This window comes from Aphanothece microscopica RSMan92 (assembly GCF_046613545.2).
GTDB lineage: Bacteria > Cyanobacteriota > Cyanobacteriia > PCC-6307 > Cyanobiaceae > NIES-981.
In genome coordinates this window covers 1-10,360 of sequence record NZ_JBKKKY020000081.1, presented here as the reverse complement: position 1 = coordinate 10,360, position 10,360 = coordinate 1, and the positions used below count along the sequence as shown (strand labels likewise).

Annotated in this window: 9 protein-coding genes; 3 read left to right on the top strand and 6 right to left on the bottom strand. The window is 69.9% G+C overall.

What is annotated here, in order from left to right:
* Positions 1-84 precede the first annotated feature (84 nt).
* The 5 genes from ACLD7X_RS14850 to ACLD7X_RS14830 all read right to left on the bottom strand — a co-directional run bounded on the left by ACLD7X_RS14850 (position 85) and on the right by ACLD7X_RS14830 (position 5,305).
* Positions 85-1,464 carry a PP2C family protein-serine/threonine phosphatase gene (locus ACLD7X_RS14850; protein WP_411424432.1) on the bottom strand — a complete coding sequence of 460 codons (1,380 nt, stop codon included), beginning with the start codon at positions 1,462-1,464 and terminating at the stop codon, positions 85-87.
* Between the two features lie 85 nt (positions 1,465-1,549).
* Positions 1,550-3,097: a signal recognition particle-docking protein FtsY gene (gene ftsY / locus ACLD7X_RS14845; protein WP_425625296.1), complete on the bottom strand. Its 1,548-nt coding sequence runs from the start codon at positions 3,095-3,097 to the stop codon at positions 1,550-1,552.
* Between the two features lie 95 nt (positions 3,098-3,192).
* A complete protein-coding gene (gene nusB, locus ACLD7X_RS14840; protein ID WP_411424430.1) occupies positions 3,193-3,831 on the bottom strand; it encodes a transcription antitermination factor NusB in 639 nt (212 codons plus the stop codon).
* Positions 3,831-4,523, bottom strand: a complete 693-nt coding sequence (locus ACLD7X_RS14835; RefSeq protein WP_411424433.1) for a DUF502 domain-containing protein — start codon at positions 4,521-4,523, stop codon at positions 3,831-3,833. Before ACLD7X_RS14835 ends, nusB begins: the two co-directional genes overlap by 1 nt.
* A 110-nt stretch (positions 4,524-4,633) precedes the next feature.
* Complete coding sequence (locus tag ACLD7X_RS14830; protein ID WP_411424429.1) at positions 4,634-5,305, bottom strand: HpsJ family protein; 672 nt, start codon at positions 5,303-5,305, stop codon at positions 4,634-4,636.
* A 42-nt stretch (positions 5,306-5,347) separates the two neighbouring features.
* Here ACLD7X_RS14830 and queG point away from each other — a divergent pair, with 42 nt between their 5' ends.
* From queG to ACLD7X_RS14815, 3 genes are all read left to right on the top strand, one after another.
* Positions 5,348-6,325, top strand: coding sequence for a tRNA epoxyqueuosine(34) reductase QueG (queG, locus tag ACLD7X_RS14825; RefSeq protein ID WP_411424428.1), 978 nt, complete (start codon positions 5,348-5,350; stop codon positions 6,323-6,325).
* Between the two features lie 24 nt (positions 6,326-6,349).
* Positions 6,350-7,249 (top strand): tetratricopeptide repeat protein, encoded by a 900-nt coding sequence (locus ACLD7X_RS14820; RefSeq protein WP_411424427.1) that lies wholly within the window; start codon positions 6,350-6,352, stop codon positions 7,247-7,249.
* A gap of 66 nt (positions 7,250-7,315) precedes the next feature.
* A complete protein-coding gene (locus ACLD7X_RS14815) occupies positions 7,316-9,820 on the top strand; it encodes a DNA gyrase/topoisomerase IV subunit A (protein WP_411424426.1) in 2,505 nt (834 codons plus the stop codon).
* Positions 9,821-9,882: 62 nt separating this feature from the next.
* On the opposite strand, the gene ACLD7X_RS14810 is transcribed toward ACLD7X_RS14815, so the two are convergent.
* A partial coding sequence (locus ACLD7X_RS14810) for an amidophosphoribosyltransferase (RefSeq protein ID WP_411424425.1) occupies positions 9,883-10,360 on the bottom strand: 478 nt, incomplete at its 5' end.

Sequence of the window (10,360 nt, the reverse complement as noted above, 5' to 3'; positions counted from 1 at the left end):
CACCCCCGGTGACACCAGGCTGGGGAGAGGGGGAGGAAGCGGCGGCCATTGCGGCGGAAGCGGGGCTGCCGTTCAGCTTGCCACTCAGCTTCGAGGCCTCGGAATCCGGGGCCTGGGAGCAGGCAAACCGGGCAGCCGGGGCAGCACCACCTCCTCCCGCACCTTGAGCACCACCATCGAGGCATCGTCATCGAGGTGCCGCTCGGAACCCACGAAGCGATCCAGCCGCTCGAAGAGCTGATCGAGAATCTCCTGGGCCCCCAGGCCGGCCCTGCAGGCCGCCCGGAAACTCTGCAGCAGCCGCTCTTCGTCATAGCGATCGCCACTGAAGCCGGCGGCTTCGGTCACCCCATCGGTGTAGTACAGGACCACATCACCCGGTTCGAGCACGATCTGCTGCACGCCGTACTCGGCCTCGCTCTCCAGGCCGATGAGCATCCCGGAGGCATCCAGACGATCGATCCGGTCCGTGGAACGCCGCCAGAGGAGGGACGGGTTGTGGGCGGCATTGCCGTAGCGCAGCAGGCGGGTGCGCGGGTCGTAATCCGAATAGAAGAGGGTGACGAAGCGGTGGGAGTGGGCCAGGTCTTCCTGGGCCAGCTGGTTGAGATCGTGGAGGATGCGGTCGGGGGGATGGCCGCTGAGCACCTCCGCCCGCAACATGCCACGCAGGAGGCTCATCAGCAGACCCGCCGGCACCCCCTTGCCCATCACGTCCCCCATGACCAGCGCCCAGCGGCCACGCTCGCGGTGGCGACCGCTGAGCTGGGGGCGCGTCGGGATGAAGTCGTAGTAGTCACCACCCACCTGGAAGGCCGGTCGGCAGCGGGCTGCCAGCTCGATCCCATCGATCACGGGACAGTGATCCGGCAGCAACTGGGCCTGGATCTCGGCGCCGATGCTGAGCTGGCGGTCCACCCGCTCATGGCGCCGCATGTCCTGCAGCAGGGCCTCGTTCTCGAGGGCGACTCCCACCAGATCGGCCACCAGTTGCACATGGCGCCGGTGCACCTCACTCCAGCTGAATCCGGAGCGGTCGCTGAACACATAGAGGCGGCCCCTCTGACGGCTGCGGGAGACCACGGAGGTGGCAAACAGCCGGCCACCTCCCAGCAGCCGCGCCACCCGCTGGTCCAGCAGGGCCGCCACCGCCTCGTCGCCGGTCAGCGTCCTGAACTCCCCATCCCCCAGCGCAGCCAGCTGGCGGAGCAGCTCCACGCATCGGTCGGCCGGAGTGGCCTGGAGCTGGTCCCGCCAGAGCGTGCCGTCGTCGCGGAACACGACCAGCAGGGCCCCATCGGCCTCGACCAGGCGGGAGGCCACCACGGGCACCAGTTCCAGCAGGCGGCTGAGGTTGGTGACGCTGCGGAGGGCGAATCCGAGCGAAGCGAGCAGCTCCTGGTTGCGGCGCTGTTCACGGCTGAGGCTGTCCAGCAGCTGGCGCAGCGAACCGGACGCGGACACAGAGTTGGCGGGAGGCTCCGAATCAGTGCGGGCTGGCGGCGTCTGACTCACCGAGCAGCCGCAGGGGAACGTAGGGTAGCCGCGATCAGCCGGAGAGCAGCGCCTCCACGAACTCGAAGCTGTTGAACGGCCTCAGATCGCGGATTCCCTCCCCGGCCCCGATGAAGCGGATCGGCAACCCGGCCTCGGAGGCCACCGCCAGGGCCACCCCCCCCCGGGCACTGCCATCGAGCTTGGTCAGCACCACGCCGGTGAGCCCGGCCGCACTGGCGAAGGCCATGGCCTGGCGCAGGCCGTTCTGTCCCTGGCTGGCATCGAGGACGAGCAGGGATTCCACCGCCGCCTCGGGGGCGAGCTTGTCGACGATGCGCCGCACCTTGGCCAGTTCCTCCATCAGGTTGTGCTTGGTCTGAAGGCGGCCCGCCGTGTCCACCAGGACCAGTTCGGTGCCCTGGGCCCTGGCGGCGCCGATGGCGTCGTAGACGACGGCGGCCGGATCGGCATTGGCACTGGGGTTGGCGATCACCGGCACGTGGCTGCGATCGCCCCAGACGCGCACCTGCTCCACGGCGGCGGCCCGGAAGGTGTCCGCCGCGGCGATCAGACAGCTGTAACCACTGCGCACCGCCAGGTTCGCCAGCTTGCCGAGGGTGGTCGTCTTGCCGACACCGTTGACACCCACCATCAGCCAGACATTGAGGCGATCGCGCTCGGGAACCAGCAGGGGACGGTCACTCTCCTGAATCGGCCGCTCGAGGATGCCGCGCAGCTGCTCCTTGAGGAAGCGGATCCCCTCGGCCGGATCGACCACCTCCTGGTTGAGGCGCTGGCGCAGGGCCTCGAGCACCTGGTCGGTGGCGGAGACGCCCACGTCGGCGCGGAGCAGGGTGGTCTCGAGATCCTCGAGCAGTTCGGGCGTGAGGGGATCATCCCCGAGGGTCTCGAGCAGCTGGCTGACGAAACCCCGCCGGGTTTTCTCGAGACCCTGGCGCAGACGGCCCAACCAGTCGATCTCCTCGAGGGAGACCTCATCGGCGGCCCTCCCCTGGGCGGCGAGCACCTCGACCGACCAGGTGAAGGTGTCGTCGAAGGCCCCGAGCTGGGGTTCTGCCGCATCGGCTGGAGGGGCCGCCGAGGCGGCCGGAGCGGGGGCTGGGCCAGCAGCGGGTTCGGCAGCTTCAGGAGGCGGCTCCTCCGTGGGGGCGGTGAGGGCCTGCTGCCGCTCGGCCCGCTGGGCGGCGGCAAGCTCAAGCAGGGACGGCCGCGGGGCCAACTCCGCGTTGCTCGGCTCGGGAACGGCGGTGGGCTCGGGGGCAGGCCGGCGTGCGGGTTCTGGAACCTCGGAGGCCTGGGCCTCGACCTGCGGGGCCTCGGTCTGGCTGCGGGCCGCCTCCTGCTGGGCCTTGAGCCGGGCATAGGCCTCGCGGGCCCAGGCGAGGGTGTCCTGATCGACGCCGCCGGAGGCAGGCGGGGGGACGGCTGCCGGTGGGGCATCGCCATCCGGGGAGGGGTCATCCCGGGAGGCGCCATCCGGGGAGGGGGAGGAGGCAGGCTCCGGGAGGGCGCCTTGATCCCGGGGGGCGGCAGCGGGATCGTTCTCCGTGCCAGGGGAGAGCGCCGACTCGGTCGCCAACTCAGGCGCCGGCCCGGGCACCACCTCAGCTTCGGAGGGGGGGACATCCTGGCCAGCGGCGGGGGCCGCCTTCCTGCGGAACCAGTCGAACACCATCAGGCCCCTGCCGCCGCCGCCGCGGTATACCGGCGCAGGACGCCGTTGATCATGCGCCGGCCCTGCTCGTCGCTGTAGCGGTTGGCGAGCTCCACCGCCTCACTGCAGGCCACGGCCGCCGGGGTGCCGAACTCGCTTAGATCCACCGCAGCCAGGCGAAGGATGTCCCGATCGATGCGGGGAAGGCGGCCCAGGCGCCAGCCCTCCATCACGGCGTCGAGTCGCCGGTCGATGGCCGGGCGCTGGCGGATCACGGCTGCGGCACGGTCGATGGCCCCGCGGCGCACCTCCTCCTGGTCGGCGAGCAGCAACAGCCGGGGCAGCTCCAGGCTCGCGGAAAGACGGTTGAGGGCCTGCTCGGCCGCCGCCAGGCCGTCCTGGAGATGCTGCCGGACCCGGGGCAGCTGCTCGACTCCCTGCTCCTGGAGCTCACTGTCGAGCAGCTGCTGCTGGGCGGTCTGCAGATCCTCGGCCGAGCGATCGAGGGCCTCGCGCACGTGCTGGCTGAGGCTGGCCAGGGCCTGCTGCAGCAGCACATCCAGGGGGGGGTCGGACGAGGAGGTTGGAGAATCGGCGCGGTCGCTGGTCTGGCCAAGCATTAGCAGGGCCAGTTCACGGGAGAGGGTGCGGCTCTGCATCAGGACATCTGGGGAGCTCGCAGCTGGGCCAGCAGGCTGGAGAAACTGCGGTTGGGGGTTTCGCGTTCGTCGGGATTGACGATGCCGGCGGAGATGATGGTGCGGAAGGCATCCTCCACCGACAGGTCGAGATCCCGGACGGAACGCTCCGGCACCACCGTGTACCAGCCGGTGGTGGGATTCGGGGCGGTGGGAATGAACACGCTCAGCATGGGCTCGTTGAATCCGGCCTGCAGGGCTGTGCCCAGCACGCCGGTGACGAATCCGAGGGCATAGAGCCCCTCGCGGGGGTATTCCACCAGGACCACCCGGCGGAAGCGGGAGGAGTTGCCCTGCAGGAAGGTCTCGAGCAGTTGCTTGAGGGTCTTGTAGACCGATCCCGCCAGGGGGATCCTCAGCAGCGTCCCCTCCCCGAATTCCAGCAGCCAGCGACCGACGATGTTGCGGGCCATCAGGCCGATCAACAGGATCCCCAGCAGGGGAACCAGCAGGCCGACGCCCAGATTGATCAGTTCCTGCAACACCGGATTGAGGGTGTTGAAGGGGTTGAACTGCTTGGGGATGGAGGTGAGAAAGGCGAGCACGAACCGGCTCACCGTGGTGGCGAGCCAGATCGTGGTGGCCAGCGGAATGACCACCAGCAGGCCGGCGATCAGATCGTTCTTGAGATCCTGCTGGAGGCGGTCGCCCAGGGGCTGATCAGGTCTGGGACTGGATTGAACCAAGGGAAGACCCGGCGATCCGGTCGTCAGCTACCAGATGGCAACTTAGCCAGCCACGCCCCCCGGACGTTTCCCATCGCTCAGACCAGGGCCGCCAGGGCCACCAGGGCAAAGCCGATGGCGAGCACACCGGCCCGGGCGGTACCGCTGAAGCGGCGCTGCTGCAGGGCCACATCCCTGGCCAGGCGGGCCTGGCCCAGCTGCTGCTCGGCCTGCTCGAGCTGGGGCTTGAGCTGGGTGTCGATGAACTCCTGGGCTTTCTGCTTCTTCATCTCAGCGGAAGCACCCGCGGGGATGCGCCCCTCCTTCTCGGCCTCGGCGATCAGCTTGTCGACGAAACCGGGGTCCTGCAGCTGCTTTTTCTGCATCTCCAGCTGGGAGGTCTGCTGGGCGATGGTGGCTTCGGACTGCTGCATCTGCTGGGCGAGGGCCGTCTCGGCCTCGATCGAGATGGGAACCGCCACGACCATCGTGATGGCGAGCACGATGCCGATCAGACCCACGACCCAGCGGAGCGCGGTGCGCCCGGCGGGAGCCTCGAAGCGGCTGGCGATCAGCATCAGCAGCAGCCCCACCAGGGCCATGGGCGTTTCCCCGACCAGACGGTCGACGAACAGCTGGCGGAAGGGCTCGAGCGACCAGTTCCAGGCGGCCAGCAGGGCAGCGACCTGGAGACCGGTCAGGGCCACCAGGGTGAGGCCGATCCAGCGCAGCAGATGGGCCAGGCGGCCGGAGGTGGCTGTACTACTCACAGGTTGCTCGCTGCAGACTGAAGATTCGCGGCAACTGTACGAGTGACGCACCGCGCGGCCGGAACGGCCCGGGCAGCCGAGCTGGCCGAGGCGCTGAAACGGGAGGCCGGGGCGCTTGGGTTCGATCCGGTGGGCATCGCCGCCGTGCCGGCAGGGGAGCGCTGGCAGCTGCGCAGCGCAGCCCTGGAACGCTGGCTGGCCGCTGGACACCAGGCCGGTATGGCCTGGATGGCCGACCCCCGGCGCCAGCGGATCGAGACCCTGCTGCCCGGCGTGCGAAGCCTGCTGGCCGTGGGACTCAACTATTACGTCGCCGCGGAACGGCTGCCGGGCACACCGGCCGTGGCGCGCTACGGCTGGGGACGGGACTACCACCGCGTGATCGAGGGCCGCCTGCGGCGGCTGGGCCGCTGGCTCGAGGCGACGGTGCCGGGGGTCCGCTGGAGAGCCTGCGTGGACAGCGCCCCGCTCATGGACAAGGCCTGGGCGGAGGAGGCCGGCCTGGGCTGGATCGGCAAGCACGGCAACCTGATCGATCGGCGGAGGGGGTCGTGGCTGCTGCTGGGGCACCTGCTCACCAGCCTGGATCTGCCCGCCGATGCGCCGGCGACCCCCCTCTGCGGCAGCTGCAGCCGCTGCCTGCCCGCCTGCCCCACCGGTGCGATCCGCGAACCCTTCGTGGTGGACAGCCGGCTCTGCATCGCCTTCCACACGATCGAGAACCGCGATCCCGACCTGCCGGCACCGATCGCCGCGGCCCTGGGCGGCTGGGTCGCGGGATGCGACATCTGTCAGGAGGTCTGCCCCTGGAATCAGCAGCCGCTCGAAAGCTCGAAGGATCCCGACGTGCAACCCCGGCCGTGGTGGCTGGGGCTGCCGGCGGAGGAGGCGCTCTCCTGGAGCGACGCACTCTGGGACGAGCGCCTGCGGGCCTCGGCGCTGCGGCGGATCAGACCGTGGATGTGGCGACGCAACATCCGGGCGGTGCTGGGCCGGGCTGCCCCCCGGCCCACTCCCTAGGCTGGCCACAACCGACCCGTTTCAATGGCCCCGCGCTGGCTGCGCGCCATTCCGCTTGTTGCCCTGGGCCTGAGTCTCAGCCAGACGCCACCGGCCCACGCCCTGGTCCCCTACACCTACGTTCCGCAGCAACAAGAACTGGAGGCCGCCGGCCTGGGCATCGCCCAGGCCGCCGCCCGCCTGTTGCGACTCGGCCAGGCGGAGGATGCGGCCCGTCTGGCCGCCCTCACGGTGCGGCTGCTGCCGAACGACCCGCGGGGCTGGCTGCTGCTGGCGGAAGCCCAGCTGCGCAGCAACCAGCTCAAGGAGGCGGCCGCCTCTCTCGCCCGGGCCAAGGAACTCGATCCCCGCAATGCCGGCATCTGGTTCGCCGAGGGGTCGCTCGCGCTGCGCGATGGCCGACCGGCGGAGGCCATCGGACTGCTGGAGCAGGGCCTGCGCCTGGACGGCCGCAGCGCCAGCGCCTACTTCGATCTGGGCAATGCCCACATCCTGACCGACCGACCCGCCCAGGCCCTCAAGGCCTTCGAGCGGGCGAGCCAGCTGCGCAAGGACTTCTGGGAAGCGATCAACAACCAGGCGCTGGTCCTCTACGAACAGGGCCGGACCCGCGACGCGATCGACCGGTGGAGGAAAGTGCTGGGCATCAAGCCCGATGCCGCAGAACCGAATCTGGCCCTGGCCGCAGGCCTGTTCAACAGCGGCGCCGAAGGCCGCCAGGAGGCGCTCGAACGGGCCGGCAAAGCCCTGAACGCCGAGCCGAACTACGTCCTGGAGAGCTACCAGAAGGAACAGCTCTGGGGACCGCGGCTGCGCAGCACGACCCAGATCCTGCTGCAGCAGGCCGAACTCAAGCCCTACGTGGACCGTGCCATGGCCAACGCCAGTCCGGAGGGTGACCTGGGCGCCGAACCGGAGGAGTAACCCCGCTCAGCTGGAACGGCATCGGTAGGCTGAGCCCCACCTCTCGCCCCCTCACCCCAGCACCGGATGGCCGAGGAGCGCGGCAACGAACGGAACGGCACTCCGAACGGCGAGGGGCGGATCGAGCCCATCGCCCTGCATCAGGAGATGCAGCGCTCCTACCTCGAGTACGCCATGAGCGTGATCGTGGGCCGGGCCCTGCCCGACGCACGGGACGGACTCAAACCGGTGCAGCGGCGCATCCTCTACGCGATGCACGAGCTGGGGCTGACCCCGGATCGGCCCTACCGCAAGTGCGCCCGGGTGGTGGGCGACGTGCTCGGCAAGTACCACCCCCACGGCGACCAGGCGGTCTACGACGCCCTGGTGCGGCTGGTGCAGACCTTCGCCAGCCGCCACCCGCTCCTCGACGGCCACGGCAACTTCGGCTCGGTCGACGACGATCCGCCGGCGGCGATGCGGTACACCGAAACCCGTCTCGCCCCGATCGCCAACGAGGCGATGCTCGATGAGATCGCCAACGACACGGTTGATTTCGCCCCCAACTTCGACGGCTCCCAGCAGGAGCCCACGGTGCTGCCGGCCCAGCTGCCCTTCCTGCTGCTGAACGGCTGCACAGGCATAGCTGTGGGCATGGCCACGAACATCCCGCCCCACAACCTGGGGGAAGTGGTGGATGCCCTGATCGCCCTCATCCGCAAGCCCGACCTGACCGATGAGAAGCTTCTGGCCCTGGTGCCAGGCCCGGATTTCCCCACCGGCGGGGAGGTGCTGCTGGGCAGCGGTGTGCGCGACACCTACCTGGTGGGCCGGGGGAGCATCCCGATGCGGGGCGTGGCCCACATCGAGGAAGTGCAGCCCGGCAAGGGCCGGCACCGCCGCAGTGCCGTGGTGATCACCGAACTCCCCTACCAGCTCAGCAAGGCCGGCTGGATCGAGAAGCTGGCCGAGCAGGTGAACGACGGCAAGATCGGCGGCATCGCCGACATCCGTGACGAGAGCGATCGCGACGGCATGCGGGTGGTGGTGGAGCTCCGCCGCGACGCCAGCGCTGAGACCGTGCTGGGGGAGCTCCAGCGCCGCACCGCCCTGCAGAGCAACTTCGGCGCCATCCTGCTGGCCCTGGTCAACGGGCAGCCTGTCCAGCTGAGCCTCCGCCGCATGTTGGAGGAGTTCCTGGCCTACCGGGAGCTGACCCTGGTCCGGAGAACCCGCCATGCGCTCCAGCGCTGTGAAGACCGGCTGGAGGTGGTGGAGGGCCTGATCAAGGCCCTCGATGCCCTGCCCCAGGTGATCGCCATGATCACCGCGGCCGCCGATGCCGCCAGCGCCAGGGCAAGCCTGCAGGTCCATCTCGATCTGAGCGAACGTCAGGCCGATGCCGTTCTGGCCATGCCCCTGCGCCGCCTCACCGGTCTGGAGCAGGAAAGCCTGCGCAAGGAATCCGAGGAACTCCGTCAGGAGCGCACCCGGCTGCGCCACCTGCTCGAGGACCGCGGCAGCCTGCTGGAGGCGATGGTGGCGGAATTCAAGGCGCTCAGGAAACGGTTTGCCACCCCGCGCCGCACCCGCCTGGTGGAGGGCGGCGATGACCTGGTGGCCCAGCGGGCGGCCGCCATCCGCCCGAATGCCGAGCTGCAGCGTCAGCAGGCCTACGAGGCCCTCGCGACGGACAGCCGGCTGGTGATCCAGGCCGACGGGGCGGTGAAGGTGGTGAGCCCCCAGGTGCTGGGCCGGCTGCACCTCGATGAACCCGTCGATCTGGGCGACCATCCCGCACCGGGCCAGGTGATGGTGCCGGTGGCCCGCCAGCCCCAGGTGCTGGCCTTCACCGCCGACGGCCGCGTGGCGCTGCTGCGCTGGGAATTCGCCGGTCAGCAGCCCGGTCTGCTGGAGCGCTTCCTGCCCGACAGCCTGGATGGCGCCACCGTGGTGCAGGTGATGCCCCTGCCGGAGGGCGGCGAGAGCGGAGGCCTGAGCCTCGGCCTGCTCAGCAGCGACGGTCGCTTCAAGCGGCTGCCGCTGGAGGAATTCCAGGAACTGTCAGGCCGGGCGGCCACGGTCCTCAAACTCAAGGAAGGGGTGGTCCTGCAGCGGGTGGTCCTCTGCCGCGAGGGGGAAGATCTGGTGGTGGGGAGCAGCACGGGTCGGATGCTGCGGTTGCCGCTGCAGGACAGCCAGGTGCCCCTGATGGGTCGCACCGCCCAGGGACCGGTGCTGATGCGGCTGCTGCCGGAGGAGCGGGTCGTCGGAGCGGCCTGCGTCGAAGCGGGCGGCTCGGTGCTGCTGGCCAGCAGCGGCGGGGTGGTCAAGCGGCTGAGCCTGGACGGTCTGCGTCGCTGCCAACGGGGCGATCTGGGCCAGATCGGGGTGCGCTTCAGCCGCCGCGGCGACACGCTGGTGGACCTGTGCGATGGCGCCGCCTCGGTGGTGGGGGTGCTGGTGGGGGAGAGCCGCAGTGGTCGACTCGTCCCGGGGAACCTGGATCTCCAGGATCCGAACGGCGCCGGCCTTGAGCTCAGCCTGCGCCCGGGCGAAGCGGTGCGCCGGCTCATTCCCCTGCTTGCCTGAGCCGACCTGGGGGTGAGCCCTTCCGCCGCCTGTGGCGACTTTCTGTCAGGGCAGGATGGCCCTCAGTGAACCGTGGCGGCGATGCCGGCGGGTTCGAGCATCAGCTTGCTGGAGCGCACCGACTCGTCCATCTCGATCGGGTACTGGCCGTCGAAACAGGCCGTGCAGAAGTGGGAAGACTCGGCCTGGGCAGCCTCCACCATGCCTTCCTTGCTGAGGTAGGCAAGCGAATCGACACCCAGGTGGCTGGTGATCTCCTCCAGGGTGAGCCGCGCCGCAATCAGATGGTCCTGGGTGTCGGTGTCGATGCCGTAGAAGCAGGGATGGGTCACGGCGGGTGAACTGATCCGCATGTGCACCTCGGTGGCACCGGCATCGCGGAGGGCCGCGACCAGCTTGCGGCTGGTGGTGCCACGCACGATCGAGTCATCGATCACCACCACCCGCTTGCCGGCCAGCACATCGGGAAGGGGATTCAGCTTGACGCGGATCCCGGCCTCCCGCATCGCCTGGGTGGGCTGGATGAAGGTGCGACCGACA

Coding starts and splice junctions, on each gene's coding strand:
- nusB (WP_411424430.1), bottom strand. CDS start 3,831: ATGCAGAGCCGCACCCTCTCCCGTGAACTGGCCCTGCTAATGCTTGGC.
- ACLD7X_RS14820 (WP_411424427.1), top strand. CDS start 6,350: ATGGCCCCGCGCTGGCTGCGCGCCATTCCGCTTGTTGCCCTGGGCCTG.
- ACLD7X_RS14815 (WP_411424426.1), top strand. CDS start 7,316: ATGGCCGAGGAGCGCGGCAACGAACGGAACGGCACTCCGAACGGCGAG.